This window comes from Achromobacter ruhlandii, assembly GCF_002082135.1.
Taxonomy (GTDB): domain Bacteria; phylum Pseudomonadota; class Gammaproteobacteria; order Burkholderiales; family Burkholderiaceae_B; genus Achromobacter; species Achromobacter ruhlandii.
The window spans coordinates 197,873-218,249 of sequence record NZ_CP017433.1 but is presented as its reverse complement, the minus strand read 5'-3'; the positions used below and the strand labels follow the sequence as shown (position 1 = coordinate 218,249).

The 20,377-nt window shown below is 63.4% G+C and carries 19 protein-coding genes, 2 tRNA genes and 1 pseudogene; 18 read left to right on the top strand and 4 right to left on the bottom strand.

Annotated features, from left to right (window positions below; genetic code table 11):
- The first annotated feature begins 83 nt into the window (after positions 1-83).
- Positions 84-875, top strand: a complete 792-nt coding sequence (tatC, locus tag AruCF_RS00935; protein ID WP_049070557.1) for a twin-arginine translocase subunit TatC — start codon at positions 84-86, stop codon at positions 873-875.
- A gap of 105 nt (positions 876-980) precedes the next feature.
- A complete protein-coding gene (locus tag AruCF_RS00930) occupies positions 981-1,373 on the top strand; it encodes a helix-turn-helix domain-containing protein (protein WP_049070555.1) in 393 nt (130 codons plus the stop codon).
- Between the two features lie 61 nt (positions 1,374-1,434).
- On the opposite strand, the gene AruCF_RS00925 is transcribed toward AruCF_RS00930, so the two are convergent.
- Positions 1,435-2,595, bottom strand: a complete 1,161-nt coding sequence (locus AruCF_RS00925; protein WP_083036494.1) for a trypsin-like peptidase domain-containing protein — start codon at positions 2,593-2,595, stop codon at positions 1,435-1,437.
- A 19-nt stretch (positions 2,596-2,614) separates the two neighbouring features.
- Here AruCF_RS00925 and AruCF_RS00920 point away from each other — a divergent pair, with 19 nt between their 5' ends.
- Positions 2,615-3,391, top strand: coding sequence for a Nif3-like dinuclear metal center hexameric protein (locus tag AruCF_RS00920; protein ID WP_049070551.1), 777 nt, complete (start codon positions 2,615-2,617; stop codon positions 3,389-3,391).
- A gap of 488 nt (positions 3,392-3,879) precedes the next feature.
- Here AruCF_RS00920 and mscL read toward each other — a convergent pair whose 3' ends face one another.
- Entirely contained in the window at positions 3,880-4,338 is a 459-nt protein-coding gene (gene mscL, locus AruCF_RS00915; protein ID WP_020925624.1) for a large conductance mechanosensitive channel protein MscL, read from the bottom strand.
- Positions 4,339-4,478: 140 nt separating this feature from the next.
- On the opposite strand from mscL, the gene petA reads away from it, so the two are divergent.
- From petA to AruCF_RS00875, 8 genes are all read left to right on the top strand, one after another.
- Positions 4,479-5,120: a ubiquinol-cytochrome c reductase iron-sulfur subunit gene (petA, locus tag AruCF_RS00910; protein WP_006388042.1), complete on the top strand. Its 642-nt coding sequence runs from the start codon at positions 4,479-4,481 to the stop codon at positions 5,118-5,120.
- Positions 5,121-5,194: 74 nt separating this feature from the next.
- A complete protein-coding gene (locus AruCF_RS00905) occupies positions 5,195-6,583 on the top strand; it encodes a cytochrome b (protein ID WP_049070550.1) in 1,389 nt (462 codons plus the stop codon).
- A 25-nt stretch (positions 6,584-6,608) separates the two neighbouring features.
- On the top strand, positions 6,609-7,463 hold the full coding sequence (locus tag AruCF_RS00900) for a cytochrome c1 (RefSeq protein ID WP_049070548.1): 855 nt from the start codon (positions 6,609-6,611) through the stop codon (positions 7,461-7,463).
- 153 nt (positions 7,464-7,616) lie between these two features.
- A complete protein-coding gene (locus tag AruCF_RS00895; protein WP_006388039.1) occupies positions 7,617-8,228 on the top strand; it encodes a glutathione S-transferase N-terminal domain-containing protein in 612 nt (203 codons plus the stop codon).
- Positions 8,229-8,240: 12 nt separating this feature from the next.
- Positions 8,241-8,684 (top strand): ClpXP protease specificity-enhancing factor, encoded by a 444-nt coding sequence (locus AruCF_RS00890; protein ID WP_049070547.1) that lies wholly within the window; start codon positions 8,241-8,243, stop codon positions 8,682-8,684.
- Positions 8,685-8,894: 210 nt separating this feature from the next.
- Positions 8,895-9,947 (top strand): tetratricopeptide repeat protein, encoded by a 1,053-nt coding sequence (locus AruCF_RS00885; protein WP_080977290.1) that lies wholly within the window; start codon positions 8,895-8,897, stop codon positions 9,945-9,947.
- A gap of 176 nt (positions 9,948-10,123) precedes the next feature.
- Positions 10,124-10,768 (top strand): imm11 family protein, encoded by a 645-nt coding sequence (locus AruCF_RS00880; protein WP_049070543.1) that lies wholly within the window; start codon positions 10,124-10,126, stop codon positions 10,766-10,768.
- 96 nt (positions 10,769-10,864) lie between these two features.
- Positions 10,865-10,940, top strand: a tRNA-Thr gene (locus AruCF_RS00875).
- A gap of 36 nt (positions 10,941-10,976) precedes the next feature.
- Here the strand turns inward: AruCF_RS00875 and AruCF_RS28965 are convergent.
- Positions 10,977-11,195 (bottom strand): hypothetical protein, encoded by a 219-nt coding sequence (locus AruCF_RS28965; RefSeq protein WP_144419065.1) that lies wholly within the window; start codon positions 11,193-11,195, stop codon positions 10,977-10,979.
- Here AruCF_RS28965 and AruCF_RS00870 point away from each other — a divergent pair.
- Positions 11,194-11,580, top strand: a pseudogene (locus AruCF_RS00870) (VOC family protein); the annotation flags it as partial. The gene AruCF_RS28965 and the pseudogene AruCF_RS00870 sit on opposite strands and share 2 nt — an antisense overlap.
- 54 nt (positions 11,581-11,634) lie before the next feature.
- Positions 11,635-12,273 carry a LysE family translocator gene (locus tag AruCF_RS00865; RefSeq protein WP_049077368.1) on the top strand — a complete coding sequence of 213 codons (639 nt, stop codon included), beginning with the start codon at positions 11,635-11,637 and terminating at the stop codon, positions 12,271-12,273.
- A 132-nt stretch (positions 12,274-12,405) separates the two neighbouring features.
- Here AruCF_RS00865 and AruCF_RS00860 read toward each other — a convergent pair whose 3' ends face one another.
- Positions 12,406-13,794 (bottom strand): GntP family permease, encoded by a 1,389-nt coding sequence (locus AruCF_RS00860; RefSeq protein WP_049070542.1) that lies wholly within the window; start codon positions 13,792-13,794, stop codon positions 12,406-12,408.
- 153 nt (positions 13,795-13,947) lie between these two features.
- On the opposite strand from AruCF_RS00860, the gene AruCF_RS00855 reads away from it, so the two are divergent.
- The 5 genes from AruCF_RS00855 to AruCF_RS00835 all read left to right on the top strand — a co-directional run bounded on the left by AruCF_RS00855 (position 13,948) and on the right by AruCF_RS00835 (position 20,358).
- Positions 13,948-14,023 (top strand) — tRNA-Asn (locus AruCF_RS00855).
- 633 nt (positions 14,024-14,656) lie between these two features.
- Entirely contained in the window at positions 14,657-15,379 is a 723-nt protein-coding gene (locus AruCF_RS00850) for a transketolase (RefSeq protein WP_080977289.1), read from the top strand.
- Positions 15,376-16,287, top strand: coding sequence for a transketolase family protein (locus AruCF_RS00845; RefSeq protein ID WP_083036492.1), 912 nt, complete (start codon positions 15,376-15,378; stop codon positions 16,285-16,287). The genes AruCF_RS00850 and AruCF_RS00845 overlap by 4 nt, the downstream gene beginning before the upstream one ends.
- Positions 16,288-16,297: 10 nt before the next feature.
- Complete coding sequence (locus AruCF_RS00840) at positions 16,298-18,262, top strand: NAD-dependent epimerase/dehydratase family protein (protein WP_049070535.1); 1,965 nt, start codon at positions 16,298-16,300, stop codon at positions 18,260-18,262.
- A gap of 65 nt (positions 18,263-18,327) precedes the next feature.
- Positions 18,328-20,358, top strand: coding sequence for a hypothetical protein (locus AruCF_RS00835; protein WP_049070534.1), 2,031 nt, complete (start codon positions 18,328-18,330; stop codon positions 20,356-20,358).
- Positions 20,359-20,377 lie beyond the last annotated feature (19 nt).

The following is a 20,377-nucleotide window of genomic DNA, read 5'->3' as shown; positions in this document are numbered from 1 at the left end:
CAACCGGCGCCGGCGCCCGGCGCCCCGGCCGCCAGCGAGACCCCGCCGGCCAACAAGCCCGCCACGCCCTCCGGAACGACAACGTGACCCAGGACGCCTCCCAAGAAGACGGCCAGCAGGAAAGCTTCATCTCCCACCTGGTCGAACTGCGCACCCGCCTGCTGCGCGCCGTCGGCGCGGTGGTGGCGGTGTTCATCATCCTGTTCATCTACCCCGGCGCGTCCGCCATCTATGACGTGCTGGCCCAGCCCATGCTGGCCTCGTTGCCGCAAGGCACCCGCATGATCGCCACCGGCGTCATCACGCCCTTCATGGTGCCGGTCAAGGTCACCATGATGGCCGCCTTCATCGTCGCGTTGCCGGTGGTGCTGTACCAGGCCTGGGCCTTCGTCGCGCCCGGCCTGTACAAGCACGAGAAGCGCCTGGCGCTGCCGCTCATCATCTCCAGCACGCTGCTGTTCATAGCGGGCATGGCGTTCTGCTATTTCGTGGTGTTCCGCACGGTCTTCCACTTCATCGCCACCTTCGCGCCGCAATCGATCACGCCGGCGCCGGACATCGAGGCCTACCTGAGCTTCGTCATGACCATGTTCATGGCGTTCGGCATCACCTTCGAGGTGCCAGTGGCCGTGGTGCTGCTGGTGCGCATGGGCGTGGTGGAACTGTCCAAGCTCAAGAGCGCGCGCGGCTACGTGGTGGTCGGCGCCTTCATCATCGCCGCGGTGGTGACGCCGCCCGACGTGGTCAGCCAGTTCATGCTGGCGGTGCCGCTGTGCCTGCTGTACGAGCTGGGACTGATCTGCGCGCGCATGGTCACGCCCAAGCCGGGCGCCGACGAAGCCGTGAACGACGGCTCGCTGACCGAGCGCCACTGATCCCTCGCTGCCGACCCTGACGGGGCCCCTTGCGGGCCCCGTTGTCATTGCATTAACGGACCGTTTCCGCTTGTCCGGTGGCGACTGCAAACTTACATTGCAGCCATGTCGCTCGCCCTACGCCTGCGCACCCTGATGCGGTGGCGCGGCATCAAAAGCCAGAACCAGCTTGCCCGCATCTCCGGCGTGCCGCAGTCCTGCATCCACCGCATCCTCACCCGCGATGAACACTACGCGCCCACCCGCGCCACGCTGCAACGGCTGGCGCGGGCGCTGGATACGCAGATCCCCTGGCTGGCCGATGGCATGGTGGCGCAGGCCGCCGCCATGCCCGAGCCGCGCGAAGAAGAACGAACCGATGCCTATTGCGCCGAAATCTGCGCGCTGCTGCGGCACCAGCCCGAAACCACCCGCAAGCGCGTGCTGCAGGTCGTGCGCCTGGTGCTCGACACTCCATGCCGGCCACGCCGTCCCGGGCCGTCTCGGCAGTCCCGTTAGCCCTGCTATCCCGAAGCCCTGCTATCCCGAAGCCCTGCGGTCCCGTAGCGCGGCAGCGCCGTTAGCGCGGCAGCCCCGGCCGCGTTCCCACCATCACCGTCACCTCGGTCACCTTGCCGCCACGCAGCACGCCCAGCGTCGCGCGCTGGCCCGGCGTCAACTGCGCGATCGCGGCCAGCAGCCCGGAAGTATCCATCATCGGTTTGCCATTCACCGTCTGCACGATGTCGCCAACCCGCAGGCCGCCCTTGGCGGCGGGCCCGTCGCGCAGCACGCCGGCGATGATCACGCCGCGGGCTTCGCGGTCCATCTGGAAGGCGCGCGCCAGCTCCGGCGTCAGGTCCTGCGGCTCCACCCCCAGCCAGCCGCGCTTGACGCCGCCGGTCTTGACGATCTCGTCCATTACCTTGCGCGCGATGTCGATCGGCGTGGCGAAACCGATGCCCATCGAGCCGCCCGACTCGGAATAGATGGCCGTGTTGATGCCCACCAGGTTGCCCTGCGCGTCCACCAGCGCGCCGCCCGAATTGCCTGGATTGATCGCGGCATCGGTCTGGATGAAGTTCTCGTACGTATTCAGGCCCAGCCCGTTGCGGCCCAGCGCCGACACGATCCCCTGCGTGGTGGTCTGCCCCACGCCGAATGGATTGCCGATGGCCAGCACCACATCGCCCACCCGCAGGCCGCGGTCCGGCGCCAGCGTGGCCGCCGGCAGGTTGCGCAGCGTCGCCAGTTTCAGCACCGCCAGGTCGGTGTCCGGGTCCGCCCCCACCACCTTGGCCGAGTCCTTGCGCCCATCCGCCAGCACCACCTCGATGGCATCCGCGGCTTGCACCACGTGATAATTGGTCAGCACGTAGCCATCATGATTGACCACCACGCCCGAGCCCAGGCTGGTGCTGGCCTGCCGCCGGCTCACGCCCGGCACCTGGCCGAACAGCTGGCGCAGGATCGGATCGTCCGGCAGCGGCACCAGCGGCACATCCACGTGCTTGGTGGTGTAGACGTTGACTACCGACGGCGCGGCGCGCGCCACGCCATCGGCATAGGACACCGCCCCCGCCAGCGGCCTGGCGGGGGCCAGGACCGCCTGCGGCGTCGCCGCCGGCGCGGCGTCCGGCCCGACCAGCCGCAGCAGATCCGGCCGCAAGGTGGTGACGACGAATAGAATAGCCAGGCAGACCGTGACGGCCTGAGCGAAGATCAGCCAATATCGGCGCATGTTTCTGATAGGACTAGCAATGAGTAAAGTGGACTCCCACGTCCTGGCCGCCTGGCTGGACGACACCCTGCAAGCCGCCCGTTTCAAGGACTACTGCCCCAACGGGCTGCAGGTGGAAGGCCGATCCGAAGTCGGACACATTATCACCGGTGTCACCGCCAGCGAAGCGCTGTTGCGCATCGCCGTCGAACGCGGCGCCGACGCGGTGCTGGTCCACCACGGCTGGATGTGGCGCAACGAGGACCGCCGCGTCATCGGCACACGCCGCACCCGCATGGCGCTGGCGCTGAAAAATGACCTCAACCTTTTCGCCTACCACCTGCCCCTGGACGCCCATCCCACCCTGGGCAACAACGCCCAGCTGGCCCGCGTCCTCGGCCTCGAACCCGAACGCCGCGACGACGGCGCCCCGCGCACCTGTGGCCCCGACAACCTGGTCTGGCTCGGCGCCGCCCCCGACCTCGCCACGCTCGGCCAACTCGCCGCCCGCATCCAGCAACGCCTGGGCCGTCAGCCCCTGGTCGTCGGCAACCCCGACCAGCCCGTCGCCCGCATCGCCTGGTGCACCGGCGGCGCCCAGGGCATGCTCGCCGACGCCATTGACGCCGGCGCCACCGCCTACATCACCGGCGAAGCCTCCGAATCCACCTTCCACCTGGCGCAGGAAACCGGCGTCGCCTTCCTCGGCGCCGGCCACCACGCCACCGAACGCTACGGCGTCCAGGCCCTGGGCCAGGCCGTGGCCGAACGCTTCGGCATCAAGGTCGAATTCGTGGACCTGGACAACCCGGTGTGACGGCAGAAAACAGGGCATGGCCGCAACACTGATCCCGGGCGAACCCTTGCCCGCCGACGCGCGACGCCTGAACGCCCACGGCGGCCACCCACAACACCCACCGCCAGCGCGCAGCGTACACCCCCTCGCTCCCCAGAAGCACGTATGCCAAAACCGGCTGCCCGCGCAGCCGGTTTTGGCGGGCAACCCAAGCCTCTCCCATGCCCCTCGGTCCAGCAGCGCATGAAACCTCGAAACCGGTAGCCCGGCGCGGGTGGTCGCGGGCGGGGCGCGCCGTCAGATGCGCCCGGCGGAAGCCGAAGGCAGCCGCCGACAGGCGGCAACGAGGTTGACCTCGGGGCAGTCCGGAGCGAACGCTCCGGACCGCAATCGCAGGCGCGCCCCGCCCGCGACCACCCGCGCCGGGCGGCCTACGAAGCCCCCCCCGCAAGCAAACAACCCCACTGAACCAATAAAAAAGCGCCCCGCAGGGCGCTCTTCCATTCACCTCAAGGCTGCTTCTTCAGCAAATCCCGAATCTCGCGCAACAACGCCACATCCTCGGGCGTCGCGGCCGGAGCGGCCGGGGCCGGCGCTTCCTCGGCCTTGGTGCGCGCCTTGTAGATCGCCTTCACCATCCAGAAGATCACAAACGCCAGCAACACGAAGTTGATGATGATCGTGACGAAGTTCCCCCAGGCGAAAACGTTGGCCCCCGCCTTGGTCAGATCGGCATACGTCATCGGCCCGTTGTAACCGGCCGGCATCGACAGCACCAGGAACTTGTTCGAAAAATCGACGGATCCGCCAAGCACGAAGTTCACCAGCGGCATGACGATATCCTTGACCAGCGAGTCGACAATCTTCCCGAATGCCGCGCCGATGATCACACCAACCGCCAAATCAACCGCATTGCCTTTGACAGCGAAATCTCGGAATTCTTTGACGAAACCAGTCGCTTTGCTCATAAAAGCACTCCCTTCGTGATACGCCCACCAGTAGGCTGGCGCTATAATACGCGGTTGCTATGTTGTTACATATTCCCGCGAAGCCGATGCCGCAGAAGTGATGCTACTCGTAGAGCGGGCGCATCAACAAGGATAGGAAGATGAGTCAGGATACGCTGGTGCATGATGATGACGGTGCGGTTGATCCAAATCTGCCGCCCGATCCTTCGCGACGTTTCTGGGTAACCACCGCCTGTGCTGTGGGTGGCGTAGCAGGTGTCGCAACGGCAATACCGCTTGTGAGCACGTTTTCCCCTTCTGAAAAAGCCCGCGCGGCCGGCGCCCCCGTCGAAGTCGACATCGGCGATATTCCGGTCGGCACCATGAAAACCGTGGAATGGCGTGGCAAGCCGGTCTGGATCATCCACCGGTCTCCTGAACAGATCGCCGGCCTCAAGACCCAGGACGCGCTCCTGGCGGACCCTCAATCCAAACGCCCCGGCTTCACTCCCAAATACGCAGAAAACGAAGGTCGCTCGCGCAAGCCCGAGATCTTCGTCTGTGTTGGCATCTGTACCCATCTGGGCTGCTCGCCCACCTCGCACTTCGAAACAGGCGGCGGTGGCGGCATGGGCGCCTCCTGGCAAGGCGGATTCCTCTGTCCGTGCCATGGCTCCACGTTCGACCTGGCAGGCCGGGTCTACAAGAACAAGCCCGCTCCCGATAATCTCGAAGTCCCGCCGTACCAGTATCTCACCGACTCCCGCATCATCGTGGGCGTCGATGAAGACAACAAGGCCTGACGCTCGCGTCGCGCTTTTTTCCCGAATTACGTAAGTAAAACAAATACGCCACGTATTAGAGAAGGAGCCGTTACATGGCTGGCGAGAAAACCGTCGAGACGACAGGCCTGTTGGGCTGGCTGGATCGGCGCTTCCCGGTGACCTCCACCTGGAAAGCGCATCTGTCCGAATACTACGCACCGAAAAACTTCAACTTCTGGTATTTCTTCGGCTCACTGGCGCTGTTGGTGCTGGTGCTGCAGATCGTGACCGGCATCTTCCTGGTCATGCACTACAAGCCGGACGCCGAACGCGCGTTCCAATCCGTCGAATACATCATGCGCGAAGTCCCGTGGGGCTGGCTGGTGCGCTACATGCACTCGACCGGCGCCTCGATGTTCTTCGTCGTCGTCTACCTGCACATGCTGCGCGGCCTGCTCTACGGCTCGTACCGCAAGCCGCGTGAACTGGTCTGGATCTTCGGCGTCGCGATCTTCCTCTGTCTGATGGCCGAAGCATTCTTCGGCTACCTCCTGCCGTGGGGCCAGATGTCCTACTGGGGCGCACAGGTGATCGTGAACCTGTTCGCGGCCATCCCGTTCATCGGCCCCGAGCTGTCGATCTGGATCCGCGGCGACTACGTCGTCTCCGACGCCACGCTGAACCGCTTCTTCGCCTTCCACGTCATCGCCATTCCGCTGGTGCTGGTGGGCCTGGTGGCGGCCCACCTGGTGGCGCTGCACGAAGTCGGCTCGAACAACCCGGACGGCATCGAGATCAAGGAAGGCCCGAAGGACAAGTACGGTCGCCCGAAGGACGGCATTCCGTTCCATCCGTTCTACACGGTGCACGACCTGGTCGGCGTCGCGGGCTTCCTGCTGGTGTTCGCCTTCATCGTGTTCTTCGCGCCGGAAATGGGCGGGTACTTCCTGGAGTTCAACAACTTCATCCCGGCCGACTCGCTCAAGACGCCGCCGCACATCGCCCCGGTCTGGTACTTCACGCCGTTCTACTCGATGCTGCGCGCCACCACCGACGAGTTCACGTGGGTGCTGGCCGGCGCTTCGGTGCTGGGCGCCATCGCGCTGCTCGTCAAGAGCAACCTGAAGGGCTTCATGCGCATCGCCGTGCCCGGCATCCTGATCGTCGTGGCCGTGCTGCTGCGCGTGATCGACGCCAAGTTCTGGGGCGTGGTCGCCATGGGCGGCACCGTGGTCATCCTGTTCTTCCTGCCGTGGCTGGACCATTCCCCGGTCAAGTCGATCCGCTACCGCCCCACCTGGCACAAGTGGATCTACGGCATCTTCATGGTCAACTTCCTGGTGCTCGGCTACATCGGTACGCAGCCGCCCAGTCCGCCGTTGAACATCACGTCGCAGATCGGCACGCTGCTGTACCTGGCATTCTTCTTCCTGATGCCGGTCTGGAGCCGCCTGGGCACTTTCAAGAAAGTGCCTGACCGCGTGACGTTCCACGCCCACTGAGCCCCACGAAAATAACGGACTGACCATGATCAAGAAGCTGATTGGTGCCGTGGCGTTGATGCTGCTCACGTGTACCGCCACGTTCGCCGCCGAGGGCGGCTATCCGCTGGACAAGGCGCCTTACCGCGTCAACGACATGGCGTCGCTGCAAAACGGCGCCAAGCTGTTCGTCAACTACTGCCTGAACTGTCACAGCGCATCGTCGATGCGCTACAACAAGCTCAAGGACATTGGCCTGACCGACCAGCAAATCAAGGAAAGCCTGCTGTTCACCGGCGAGAAGGTCGGCGACATGATGAATGTCGCCATGACGCCCAAGGACGCCAAGAAGTGGTTTGGCACCACGCCCCCGGACCTGTCCGTGATCGCGCGCGCCAAATCCGTCAACGCCGGCCCCTCGGGTTCCGACTACATCTACACCTACCTGCGCACGTTCTACCGCGACACCTCGCGTGCCACGGGCTGGAACAACCTGGTGTTCCCGGCCGTCGGCATGCCGCACGCGCTGTGGGAACGGCAGGGTCCGCGCGAGCTGACCACGGTGGCGATGCACGAGGTCGAAGGCAAGGACGGCGCGCCGAAGTCGTGGGAACGGGTCACGACGGTGTACGATGCGCAAGGTTTTGCCACGGTCAAGGCCGAGCCGGTAGCCAGCTACCACGGCCATGCCACCTTCGAGGCCAAATTCAAGGCCGCCAACCCGGCCCAAACCGCAACATACGACAACGACGTCGCCGACCTGACCGCGTTCATGTCCTGGATGGCCGAGCCCGTCCAGACTTTCCGCGTCCAGCTGGGCGTCGGTGTCATGTTGTTCCTGCTCTTGTTCTTCCTGGTGATGTGGCGCCTGAACGCCTCTTACTGGAAACACGTGCGCTAACCGCAACGCCCCGCCAGGCTTATCCGCCCCCATTTTCTCCAGGGTGGATAATGGCGGGTTAGGGCTGTATGCCTACCCCCCGCCTGGCAATCGGGGCCAGCGCCTGCTAGATTAGGGCGCTGGCCTTTCGTTTTTCATAAAGGATTTTTCGCCATGATGGTGCTCTATTCCGGAACCACGTGTCCGTTTTCGCAACGCTGCCGCTTCGTGTTGTTCGAAAAGGGCATGGATTTCGAGATCCGCGACATCGACCTGTACAACAAGCCCGAAGACATCTCGGTGATGAATCCGTACGGTCAAGTGCCCATTCTGGTCGAGCGCGACCTGGTCCTGTACGAGTCGAACATCATCAACGAGTACATCGACGAGCGCTTCCCGCACCCGCAGCTCATGCCGGCCGACCCGGTCATGCGCGCGCGCACCCGCCTGTTCCTGTACAACTTCGAGAAAGAGCTGTTCGTCCACGTCTCGACGCTGGAAGACCGCAGCGCCAAGCCCGACGAGAAGAAGCTGGCCAACGCCCGCCAGAACATCCGCGACCGCCTGGCCCAGCTGGCCCCGATGCTGCTCAAGAACAAGTACATGCTGGGCGAGGAATTCTCCATGCTCGACGTGGCCGTGGCCCCGCTGCTGTGGCGCCTGGACCACTACGGCATCGAACTGCCCAAGAACGCGGCTCCGCTGCAAAAGTACGCCGAACGCATCTTCTCGCGCCCGGCCTACATCGAAGCGCTGACGCCTTCGGAAAAAGTGATGCGTCGCTAAGGTTGTTGCGTGATGGGTGAAACTTCGACCAAACCGTATCTGATCCGCGCGCTGCACGAATGGTGCACCGATAACGGCTACACGCCGTACATCACCGTGCAGGTCGACGAGCACACCATGGTGCCCGTCGCCCACGTGCGCGACGGCCAGATCACCCTGAACGTGGGCACGCTGGCCACCAACCGCCTGGTGCTGGGCAACGAATTCATCGAATTCCAGGCCCGCTTCAGCGGCGTGACCGAAAACGTCTACGTGCCGGTGGGCGCCGTCAGCGCCATCTATGCGCGCGAAACCGGCGCCGGCATGGGCTTCGAAGTGCAGCCCTACGAACCGCCGGCCCCGGGTACGCCGGGCGCGTCCGACCTCGCCACGACCGAAGCCGACGCGGACACCGCGCCGGGTGACGATGGCGGCGACGACGAGCCCAAGCGCCCGCGCCTGACAATCGTCAAATGACGCGCCGCGCGGGGACCGGGCTCTCTTGAACCGACAGGCCATCCCCGCGCACCGCTCCGGCCAGTCGCGCCGGCGCCACCTGGCCGATCTTGCACGCCCCTCCCGAGGGGCGTTTCTTCGTCCCTCATCGTCCTCGCCCAGCCGGGCGGACGGCGGGGCGCGACAGGCATTTCCGTCCGTTTTCGATGTCCGCCCTGATCGGAGAGAACGATGAGACACCTCCCGACCGCGTGGCTTTGCGTGGCGCTGGCGGGAGGCCTTCCTCCCGCCGTCATGGCGCAGGCCTCCCCGCGGCCGGTGCCCGCCGCCAACGCCGCGGACAGCGCCACGGCGCGGGCCGCGCTCGACGCCGTGACGGACGCGCAATGGGTGGCCATGCACAACGACATGCTGGCCCGGCTGGCCAACGCGGCGCCACTGGCCGACTATCGCGCGCTGGCGGAATCGGGCAATGCCCGGGCCCAGGCGCTGCTTGGTTTCATCTACGCCAGCGAACACAGCCTCGTGGCCGGTCTGGCGCAAGACCTGCCGCAAGCGGCAGGGTGGTTCCGGCGGGCCGTCGCGCAGGGTGACGTTCCCGCCCATGTCGGACTGGGTCTGCTCACGCTGCACGGCATGGGCGCGGCGCGCGACGATGCCGAGGCCGCCCGGCTGTTCCGTTACGCCGCCGATCGTGGCAGCAGCGCGGGCCAGGCCAACCTGGGCGATCTCCATATCGAAGGGCGCGGCGTCCCACAGGATCCGGCCGCGGCGGCGAGCCTGTATCGCCTTGCCGCCGAGCAGGGCCACATGAACGCCCAGACCAATCTTGCCGTGCTCTACGCGCGCGGCTGGGGCGTGCGCCAGGACGACGCCGAGGCACTGCGCCTGTACCGGTTGGCGGCAGCGCAGGGCGGTACGCAGGCCTATGTGGGACTGGGCGACCTGTATCGCACCGGGCAGGGCGTGCCCCAGGACTACGCCGAGGCGGCGCGGCTATACCGGCAGGCCGCCGACGGCAACGACGATCTCGGCAAACTCTACCTGGGCCATATCTACGCCGCGGGGCTTGGCGTGCCCCGCGACTACGCCGAGGCGGCCCGCTGGTATGAACTATCCGCCCGGCAGGGCAACCCGCAGGCGCTCGGCAACCTGGCCGAGCTGTATCTGCGGGGCTGGGGCGTGCCGCAGGATGCCGCCATGGGGCGCCAGTTGATGCAGGCGGCGGCCGAGCGCGGCCATGGCCCGGCCCGCGACTGGCTCGCGGCCAACCCCGCGCCATAGCCGCCTCGCGGCCGCGGATCCGGGTCGGAGCGGACCCGACGCGCTGGCTTTGAAACCTGGAACGATAGTGCGTATCATTTGCAAATATCGCGGTAGTCCGGTCTCATACGCCTGAACCCGGGCCCGCTGTCCCCGCGCAACACACCGCCCGGCCCGCCAGGAGCCGCCACAGACCCATGCCGTACCTGATCGGAATGCCCCCCGCCGGCGGCCCGTCGACGCAATTCGTCCCGCAAATCGACCGCCAATTGCTCGCCAAGCTGTGCCTCTTCGACGGCCTGTCCGAAGACGATCTGGCGCAGGTCCCGCGACAGATCCGCCTCACGCTGCGCGGCGCCAGCCGCGCGCCCGCGATCCTGGGTTGGGAAGACGGGCCGTTCGTGGTCAGCGCGAGGGTGCGCCACCTGATGGAAACGCTGGAGCCCGATACGCATCGCTTCCTGCCGATCGACGTCGAAACCATGCTCCCGGGCCGCAAGAGCCGGCCCTTCCGCACCTACCACCTGCTGCTGTGCCCGCCCCGCGTCGACGCCGTGATCATCGAAAAGACCGAATTCTCCAAGGGCATGGGCCGGGCCGGCTACGAAATCAGCGCCGGCTTCTCGTTCCTCAAGGGCACGCCGCTGGTGCTGGACCAGGCCGCCATCGCGAACCGCTGCTTCTGGCGGCTGCCGCGCCAATTCGGTGTCAGGCCGGCCTCTGCGCACAGCGGCATCAGCGGCTATTTCTGCTCGGACGAATTGTGGCGCGCCCTGCGCGCCGAACGCCTGCACGGCTGGGAAGCCAGGCGGCGCTGCGCCACGGCTACCCGGCAGGCATGACGATCCCGCACCCGTCCTGCATGCGCGCCAGGAGCCGGAAAGAATCTCCTTTTTTCATTACAATGCAGTCCCTGCGCGTGCCCCCGGGCGCGCCGTGCCGGTGTAGCTCAGTTGGTAGAGCAGCTCACTTGTAATGAGAAGGTCGAGGGTTCGATTCCTTTCACCGGCACCATCAGCATCCCCCGGGATCCTCCCTCAGCGCACAAGGTCAGGCCGAACGTCCCAGTTCGCCAATCACGCGATTGCGTCGCGTGCCGTGCCACCGGTAAATGATCGATTCGATGAAAGTCCGGCCATCCGGCCAGTCCGGCGTGGCTATACTTGTCCCGGTCCCGCGCACAGGGCCGAACGCCGCGGTAACACGATAGGCCATGGCAGCGAGGATCGCTTGCCTGTGAAGCACTTGATTTGGGAAATGCAGATCCATGTTCAGTCACATCACGGTCGGCGTCAGCGATCTGGCCCGCGCCTCGGTTTTCTACGATGCGATCCTCGCACCGCTTGGCCTGCGCCAACGGCAGGTCACACCCGACGGCGGGCCGGCATCGCTCTGCTGGGTGGTTCCCGGCGCCACGCTGCCTCGGTTCTACGCCTACGCGCCGTTTGATGGAAAGCCCTGCTCCGCGGGTAACGGCAGCATGGTGGCGTTCCTCGCCCCCGACGAGCAGGCGGTGAGGCACGCGCATGCCCTCGGGCTTGCCGCGGGAGGCGTGGACGAGGGGGCTCCGGGCCCGCGCCCCCACTATGGCAACGGCTACTATGGCGCCTACCTGCGCGACCCCGACGGCAACAAGATCCACCTCGTCTATCGAGGCGATTATCGTCCAGGACGGCGAGACGTCAACTACCGGCAGGGTGAATCCCTGATGCCAATGGCGCCCGAACACCTGTACCAGCTGCTGCTGGTTTACGCGACCTATCTGATCGCCACGGCGAGTCCCGGGCCGAGCAACATGGCCATCATGGGCGTGGCAATGAGCCTGGGCCGGGCATCGGCGCTGGCCCTGGCGCTTGGCGTCACGACGGGCAGCCTGTTCTGGGCGGTCCTCGCGGCAACGGGCGTTTCGGCGATCCTGGCGAGCTATGCCGAAGCCCTGTTCATCATCAAGGTCGCCGGCGGCCTGTATCTGCTCTATCTAGCCTGCAAGGCGGCCCGCTCGGCGCTCGCCCCGCGGCGCCCTGCGCCCGAGGCTGGCGGCGCGACCGCGAACGCATGGCAACTCTATCGCCGCGGCGTGCTGTTGCACCTGACCAACCCGAAGGCCGTGCTGGCCTGGATTGCCATCATGTCGCTCGGCCTGCGCGCCGACTCGCCCTCCTATACGTTCCCCGCCATCGTCATGGGTTGCGCCGTGCTCGGCCTTTTCGTGTTCGGTGGATACGCGGTGGTGTTTTCCACGCCGCTGATGGTGCGGGCCTACCAGAGATCACGGCGCTGGATAGAGGGCATTCTGTCTGCGGCCTTCGCCTATGCCGGCATCCGGCTGTTGCTATCGAAGACCTGATTTTCCCGCGCTTGCGCGTTGTCTGATGGAGCTCCGGCGTGCAGCCGACAAAAAAAAACGGCCATTCGGCCGTTTTTTTGCGTTTCCTTGCACACAGGCAGCGGCCGCATTCCGGCGCGCCCGTGCCGCGGCTCACCCCAGCGCCGGCAGCATGTTGAACAACAGCACCATGACCAGGCCGGCCACCGACACGATGGACTGCACCACCGAGATCGTCTTGGTGGCCTCGCCCATGGTCATGCCGAACGATTCCTTCACCATCCAGAAACCGGCGTGATTGGCGTAGTTGAAGAACAGCGAACCGCAGCCGATCGACAGCGCCAGCAGCGGCAGGTTTAGCGAGGGATCGGCGCCGGCCAGCGGCGCGAGCAGGCCCGCCGCGCCGACGATGCCGACGGTGGCCGAGCCGGTGGACACCGACAGCAGCATGGCGATCAGCCAGCCCAGCACCAGCGGCGGAAATGCGAACTGGTGGGTCAGGTGGACGATGGCGTCGCCGACCTTGGCGCTGGTCAGCACCTGCTGGAAGGCGCCGCCGCCGGCGATGATCAGCATGATGCCGGCAATGGGCTTGAGGCTCTTGCCGAGCGCGTCGCGCAGTTTCTCGGCGTCGCCGCCCCGCGCCAGCACCAGCGCCACGGCCGCGAACAGCACGCCCAGCAGCATGGCCACCAGCGGATTGCCCAGGAAGGCCGCCACGTGCATCAGGGGCGAGGCCTTGGGCAACAGCATCTCGGCCACCGCGTGCAGCAGCATCAGCAGCGCCGGCAGCAGGGCCGCCAGCACGCCCAGGCCGACGCCGGGCACCGAATGGCCGGCATCGGCCGCGCGGACGGCGGTGAATTGCTCGAGCAGCGCTTCGTCCGGGCGGGTCGTCATGCGCGGGGCGATGAAGGCGCCGTACAGCGGGCCGCCCAGGATCATGGCGGGCAGGGCCGCGAGAAAACCGTAGATCATGGTCGGCCCGACCGTGGTCTTCAGGCTCGCGATCGCCGTCAGCGGGCCAGGATGGGGCGGCACCATGCCGTGCATGGCGGCCAGGGCCGAGATCACCGGCACGCCCACGTACACGTAGGCCGAGCCCTTGAAGCGTTCCTGGCCTTCCAGCTTGCGGGCCACGCTGAAGATCAGCGGCAGCATCACCACCAGGCCCACTTCGAAGAACATCGGGATGCCGATGATGAACGCCACCAGCGTCATGGTCCACGGAATCAGGCGCGGCGAGGTGCGGGCCAGGATCGCATTGGCCAGCCGCTCGGTGGTGCCCGAATCCGCCAGGATCTTGCCGAGCATGGCGCCCAGCGCGATCACCACGCCCACCGCGCCCAGAGTCTTGCCCGCGCCGTCGGTCAGGTTCTTGACGATGGCGGTGGGCTCCATGCCGGTGGCGAAACCGACGCCGATGGACACGATCAGCAGCGCCAGCAGCGGATGCATGCGGATGCGCGAGACAATGAGTGCGACCAGCACCAGCACGCTTACCAGGGCGGTAAGCAACAATTGGATGTCGAACGAAGACATGTATGAAATCCGGAAAAAACGTGAGAGGTCGCGAACCTTCTGGTTGCCATGATAAGGGATCGCCCTGACGCCCAACCGTCATAACCCCTGCGGTCATCCGGGCCGTTTTGCATTCCCCGCGAAATTTGTGCATAATTCGCCCCCTCTACCTGTTCCCCGATAGCTCAGTCGGTAGAGCGACGGACTGTTAATCCGCAGGTCGCTGGTTCGAGCCCAGCTCGGGGAGCCAAGATTCGCAGGACAACCTTTACCTTGCAAGGTTGCCGCAGAAAAAACCCCCGCACGTAGGTGCGGGGGTTTTTTTGCGCCTGCTTTTTTGCGGTGCAAGGCAACACGCCTCATCATCCCGTACCGCGACCATGAAGCGCTTCGTGAACACACCCCGGCCCGACCTCGTCCCGGCCATGCGGCACCGATCGAATTGGGTGCAATCGTCAACTTAAAACAGTACATTGCTACATTTCGCCAAGGCTACGATCCTGCGAACGCAATCGCAATGTTGAAAGCTCGACCGAAGCCCGGAAAAAGGACTCTTTGTTACATGACTGCCACGAAAGCGGCTGACGCGGAGTCATTACGGCGCAGGCGACAATACGGAACCGACATCAACTGATTGACGATGTGGTAACCGGCATCGGAACAGTCAGGCAACTCACACCAGCTAAGAGCCATCTTTTCGCTGAGCGACAGCCCACATTGCGATCGCATTCGGATTACAAACTGCCCGATAGCGGATTAATGCACTCATGGAAAAGAAGGACAACCGCGAACGGACAAAAGTCCGCACGCACTGTGTTTTTGAAGGACAGGCATGCCTATATCGGAAGCGGAAATTCAACGAGCCCGAAAACGATTGCTCCAAATGCATTTCGAAAGCGGGGTAGGTCACATTGGCGGGAATATGTCCTGCCTAGACGCGCTGTTGCTGGTACAGCATGAATATCTGTCGGACATCGACAGGTTCATTCTGTCCAAAGGGCATTCTGCCGGCGCGCTCTATATTGCACTATGGAGCCTTGGACGTCTGTCAGACGATGCACTCAGGCAGTTCCACAAAGACAATACGCTGCTTGCAGGCCACCCTCCCGCCTCCGGCATTGCCGACATCCGTTTTGCCACGGGCAGCCTAGGCCATGGCCTATCGCTCGCGGCAGGCACCGCGCAGGCACTGAAAATCAAGGGACAGGCCGGACATGTATTCTGTCTGACCTCGGACGGAGAATGGCAGGAAGGCTCCACCTGGGAAGCGGCCATCTTCGCCGCCCACCATCGCCTGAACAACCTAACGGTCCTGGTAGATCACAACAACCTGCAAGGTTTCGGGCGAACCTCTGAAGTGGCATCCATGTCGCCGCTGAGCGAAAAGATCGCAGGCTTCGACCTCGACGTCCGACGTGTCAACGGACACGATCTAGCCGCGCTACGGACCGTGCTGGACCAGTCTTCCGACAAATGTAAGGTCGTGATCATGGACACGATAAAGGGGCGCGGCGTCCGGTTCATGGAAGACCGGATGGAATGGCATTATCTTCCGCTCAAGGAAGATCAGTATCGTCAGGCCTTGCTTGAGCTGGAGTCACAATGAGAAAACAACTCTGCGACGCATTAGTCGCGCGTGCCGCGAATCCAGATATGGTTTTCCTGACAGGCGATCTGGGATTCATGGCCCTGGAACCGTTGCAGCAAGCGCTCGGTACGCGCTTCATCAATGCCGGGGTCGCGGAACAAAACATGGTCTCCGTCGCCGCCACCATGGCGCGCGAAGGACTGGAGGCCTGGGCCTACAGCATTGCACCGTTCTGCTACGCACGGCCCTTCGAACAAATTCGTAATGACGTGGCATTCCATCATCTACCGGTCAAATTGATCGGCAATGGCGGCGGCTACGGCTATGGCGTCATGGGTCCGACCCACCACGCAATCGAAGACTACGGCATCCTGCTGACGCTGCCGCATTTGCGAGCATTCATTCCGGCTTTCGACGAGGATATCGATGGAACCCTGAACCAGGCTGCGGCCAGCGCCGACCCAGCCTATATCCGACTGGGTCGTGGTGAACCCCCACCCGGCTTTTCGGTTCCCGCCTATGCGCCGTGGCGCCAACTATTGGCCGGTCATGGCATGACCGTCATCGTCGTGGGCCCCTTAGTGGGCACTTACCTGGCAGCGCTGCAAACGTTGCCGGACGCGCTACGCCCCAACCTGTGGGTCGTGACTGAACTTCCGTTGGACAAGAACGAGCCACCGCCAGCGCTGCTCGAACAGCTCGCCAGCGGTCGGGGCGTCTGTGTCGCTGAAGAGCATGTGCGCCGGGGTAGCCTGGGATCGGAACTGGCCTTGCACCTGTTGGGACAGGGGATCGATCCGGGCGCGTTTCATCACCTTTTCGCGAAGGCACATCATTACGCCACCTATGGCTCGCAGCACTTCCTGCGAACGCAATCTGGCCTAGATTCCGCCAGTCTCTTGACCAAAGTCGCCCCCGGCCACTGAAGCATTTCCCATGAACGCGATTACGCATATCAAGGCCCTCAAGGGACCGATCCTAGTCACCGGCGCATCCGGCTTCATCGGTGCGAATCTGTTCAAGCTGCTGCTGGCGAACCGGCAGGACGTCTTTGCCTGCGTACGACGAGAAAAAGGCTGGCGCCTGGCAGACGTCGACGATGCCAATATTGTGGCAGTGGACCTGAATGATTCCGCCGCCACCAAGAATCTGGTGGATACGCTTGGACCGGCCACAGTTTTCGACTGTGCCTCTTACGGCGCCTATTCATTCGAAGAAGATCCGGCGCTGATTTACCAAACCAACTTCCAATCGCTGGTGAATCTGGTTGGCTTGCTGAACAGCACATCCATTTCGGCGTACATCCATGCGGGAAGTTCGTCCGAGTATGGTTCGAATTGCACGGCACCGGTGGAATCGGACCGATGCGAGCCCAACAGCCACTATGCCGTTTCCAAAGTGGCCGCCGCCTCATATCTGGAGTACATGGGCAAGCGTGGCTTTCCCGCCGTGAATCTCAGGCTGTATGCCATCTACGGCCCACTTGAGGACTCATCGCGGTTGATCCCGAACTTGGTACGCAAAGCCTTGGACGGCAAATTGCCGCCATTTGTGGACCCGACCACCTCGCGTGATTTTCTCTACGTCGACGATGTCTGCAGCGCCTTCATCATGGCAGCGACCAAAATGCAGCCTGACCTGTATGGCCAGAGCTTCAATATTGGATCCGGCACCAAAACCACAATTGCGGATCTTGCCGAGATCGCCCGCGACACGTTCGGTATCGAAGAGGCGCCCCAATATGGGCAGATGCAGGGCCGTGCATGGGATCTGGCCGATTGGTATTCCAACCCCGCCCGCGCCCGCGAGCAACTTGGCTGGGAACCGTCGTATGACCTGCCTACTGGCTTGCGCCTCACAGCACAATGGGTAAGCAGCCTGAGCGATGCCCAATTCAGTGCCGTCACGAAGAAGAATAGCGCCAACGCCAAGCGGAGTCTGTCCGCCATCATCGCCTGCTACAAGGATGCACAAGCCATCCCGATAATGTATCAACGGCTGACGGCGACATTCCAGAAGATCGGCATCGACTACGAGATCATCTTCGTTAACGACGGCAGCCCGGACAATAGCGCCGAGGTCATCCGCGAGATCAGCACCAAGGACAGCCGCGTCATCGGTATCTCGCATTCAAGGAACTTCGGATCGCAAATGGCGTTCCGTAGCGGAATGGAGCTCTCGACCAAACAAGGCGTCGTTCTGCTTGATGGCGACCTCCAGGACCCTCCCGAATTGATCGAGCAATTCCATGCGAAATGGGAAGAGGGCAATGACGTCGTCTATGGCCGTCGGGTCAAGCGAGACATGCCCTGGCATTGGGGGCTGCTCTACAAACTGTTCTATCGGGTATTCGCTGCGTTCAGCTACGTGAAAATTCCGCTTGATGCGGGCGATTTCTCGCTGATAGATAGCCGCGTAGTCGGTTGGATGCTCAAGTGCGGAGAGCGTGACCTGTTCATGCGCGGTTTGCGCGCTTATGTGGGATTCAAGCAGACAGGCGTCGACTACGTTCGTCCGGAGCGCATGTTCGGCGTCTCCACCAACAGTTTTGTCAAGAATCTGGACTGGGCCAAGAAGGGTATTTTCTCGTTCAGCAATACCCCGCTGACCATGCTGACCGCAGCGGGCATTGTCCTGCTTGGCGCTTCTGCCTTGCTGGCCCTGGTCGCCATATTTCTGCGCGTTTTCTTCCCTGAACTGGCACCTCGCGGCGCCACCACACTGCTGCTGGCCACCCTTGGGTTTGGATCGTTAAACCTGTTTGCAATAGGCCTGGTCGGAGAATACGTCGCCAAGATCATGGCGGAGGTGAAAGGACGCCCACGCCTGATCCGTTCTGCCCTGATACGCAACGGCCAGACCACGGAATTGCTGCCCGACGGCAAGGATTTACCGGCCTGACCACCGGCGTTCTTGATACAGCGAGACACGCTACCTTCGCCGCTCACATGATTCAGGATGAATGAATGCAGGACAAGCCGTACGTAATGCTCGTTTATGTTCTGCTCGGATTTTTGATTGCTGCGTGGCCAGCGCTGCAAGGAAAACCCGAGGCAAGCCAACGCTTGGCCTACGCCGCAATCCACCGCCAAACCCGGTGGTCGCCAGCAGATCTCATCTGGCTGTTCCCCATCCTGCTTCTCGTGACCTACAGCCATTTGTTATCGCCAGCGCCTTCTGTGGCGATGGCGGTAGTTGCATGCCTGCTCGCGTTCGACAAGAAACGGATCGAGCCCTCCACGATCCTGCCGACCTTCCTAGCACTGTGTATCGCTGCACTGCTCGTCTGGTGGCGTCGCCCCGAAGGCGTTCTAAAAGTCTCGACGATGGAGCTACTGGCCTGGGCAGGCTGCACCTGGCTTGTGACACTGGTTTTCCTGCATACCAAGCCTGCAGATCCAGGCGACGACCTGCGTACGCGCCACAATTTGCTCGTGTGGATTGCAGGCTATACGATCGTTGCCGGTTTTTTTAGCTTCTCGTCGGGCGTTTTGCAGGAAGATGCTGCCCTGATGACTCTCTGGCATCACTGGGGCGCATACATCGGCCCCGCTGAGTTGATGCAAGCCGGAGCAAAGGTCCTGCACGATATTCCGCTCCAGTACGGTTTTGGCCCTACCTCGTTGATTGCCGCCAACTGCGGCAACGACTGCTGGTCGGCCATGTATGCGATTGTCGGCGTCGTGACGCTGCTTTGGGCAGTCGGCATCGGGACAATCGCCTTACTCGTTACGTCCCCGCACTGGCTTTCGCGAATTGCCGTGTTGGCGATATGCCTGATCGCATGTTTTTTCTGGACCGCATACCCTCCCGCAGCAGCATCGCCTTTAACCACGCCTTCTGTAGCCGGCCTGCGCTTCCTGCCGGCGATCGTGCTGGCACTGTATCTTTGCGTCGTACCGGTCATCGAATCAAGCCGAGCCAAGCGCGTTGCGGGCCATTTGCTGTGGGCAATCGGCGCCATCTGGTCACCAGAATCAGCCTTTTACGTGACGCTGATTTGGTGGCCGTACTACCTGTTCATGCGCCGAGCCCATGGCCCCTTCGCCAAGCGGCTGCAGACTGCAATAGTCAATGCACTGACACTGGCGGTAATCGCGGCAGTGCTGGTAGCCATTTTCTACGGGTCTTTGCGGCTGGTTTACGGCGACGGGCCCACGCTGTATGCCTTCCTTGCCTACGCGATCAACCCGCCCGGCCCACTGCCTATCGATCCACGCGGCAACGTCTGGTATTTCGTAGCCGCCGTCATCCTGACAATCATCACGCTGACATCCTCATGGAAGCGAACCGGCGATACCCCTTCCCTGCGCTGCGGATTGGTCATTCTGCTGTTGTCGTACGGCTCGTTCACGTACTTCCTGGGCCGCAGCCATGACAACAACATCCTGAACATCCTGCCGCTTGTCATGCTGAGCCTGATGTATGTTGCCCACGCATCCCAGCAAGGCAATCTGACTCGAATTGCGGCCGTTATGGTCTCCGCGATTGTGGCGTGGACTCCTACCTTCGGATGGACTGGCTGGCAAGCGTCCATCAGCACCGGACATTTTTTCACGGCAGGTCCTTCCCTGTTGCTCCCCGCCGTGACCTTCAGTAACCCTGAAACCCAGCAGAAACTGCGGCACCGGCTCCCCGGTGGAAACGTAGGAGACCCGGCAGACGCGGGCCGGGCAATTCAAGCCATCAAAGCTCGCTCGTCCGATCCGATCACCGTCCTGGACAGCTCGATGGACATCGAGGGCGTATCACCGCCTGCAGCCTGGAGTGCGATTCACGGCCCGGCCAACTTATATTTCATTCCCTCCGACAAACGGCGTGAATTCCTGGCAGCCACGGCCAAAACATTGAACCGCTCCGGCTGGCTCGTCGCCGACAAACAGCTTCCCGGACTGGACCAATGGCTGTCGGACTACGACACCGTGTACAACCGGGACGAGTCCCTGGACTTTGGCAGCTATTCCGCGATCCATTACGTGCCAAAGCCTGCACCTTAGAATTCGTTGCGCCCCCACA

Excerpts from the sequence above, each read along its gene's own strand:
- AruCF_RS00930 (WP_049070555.1), top strand. The coding sequence starts at position 981 with ATGTCGCTCGCCCTACGCCTGCGCACCCTGATGCGGTGGCGCGGCATC.
- AruCF_RS00925 (WP_083036494.1), bottom strand. The coding sequence starts at position 2,595 with ATGCGCCGATATTGGCTGATCTTCGCTCAGGCCGTCACGGTCTGCCTG.
- AruCF_RS00920 (WP_049070551.1), top strand. The coding sequence starts at position 2,615 with ATGAGTAAAGTGGACTCCCACGTCCTGGCCGCCTGGCTGGACGACACC.
- mscL (WP_020925624.1), bottom strand. The coding sequence starts at position 4,338 with ATGAGCAAAGCGACTGGTTTCGTCAAAGAATTCCGAGATTTCGCTGTC.
- petA (WP_006388042.1), top strand. The coding sequence starts at position 4,479 with ATGAGTCAGGATACGCTGGTGCATGATGATGACGGTGCGGTTGATCCA.
- AruCF_RS00905 (WP_049070550.1), top strand. The coding sequence starts at position 5,195 with ATGGCTGGCGAGAAAACCGTCGAGACGACAGGCCTGTTGGGCTGGCTG.
- AruCF_RS00900 (WP_049070548.1), top strand. The coding sequence starts at position 6,609 with ATGATCAAGAAGCTGATTGGTGCCGTGGCGTTGATGCTGCTCACGTGT.
- AruCF_RS00895 (WP_006388039.1), top strand. The coding sequence starts at position 7,617 with ATGATGGTGCTCTATTCCGGAACCACGTGTCCGTTTTCGCAACGCTGC.
- AruCF_RS00890 (WP_049070547.1), top strand. The coding sequence starts at position 8,241 with ATGGGTGAAACTTCGACCAAACCGTATCTGATCCGCGCGCTGCACGAA.
- AruCF_RS00885 (WP_080977290.1), top strand. The coding sequence starts at position 8,895 with ATGAGACACCTCCCGACCGCGTGGCTTTGCGTGGCGCTGGCGGGAGGC.
- AruCF_RS00880 (WP_049070543.1), top strand. The coding sequence starts at position 10,124 with ATGCCGTACCTGATCGGAATGCCCCCCGCCGGCGGCCCGTCGACGCAA.
- AruCF_RS28965 (WP_144419065.1), bottom strand. The coding sequence starts at position 11,195 with ATGGATCTGCATTTCCCAAATCAAGTGCTTCACAGGCAAGCGATCCTC.
- AruCF_RS00865 (WP_049077368.1), top strand. The coding sequence starts at position 11,635 with ATGCCAATGGCGCCCGAACACCTGTACCAGCTGCTGCTGGTTTACGCG.
- AruCF_RS00860 (WP_049070542.1), bottom strand. The coding sequence starts at position 13,794 with ATGTCTTCGTTCGACATCCAATTGTTGCTTACCGCCCTGGTAAGCGTG.
- AruCF_RS00850 (WP_080977289.1), top strand. The coding sequence starts at position 14,657 with ATGCATTTCGAAAGCGGGGTAGGTCACATTGGCGGGAATATGTCCTGC.
- AruCF_RS00845 (WP_083036492.1), top strand. The coding sequence starts at position 15,376 with ATGAGAAAACAACTCTGCGACGCATTAGTCGCGCGTGCCGCGAATCCA.
- AruCF_RS00840 (WP_049070535.1), top strand. The coding sequence starts at position 16,298 with ATGAACGCGATTACGCATATCAAGGCCCTCAAGGGACCGATCCTAGTC.
- AruCF_RS00835 (WP_049070534.1), top strand. The coding sequence starts at position 18,328 with ATGCAGGACAAGCCGTACGTAATGCTCGTTTATGTTCTGCTCGGATTT.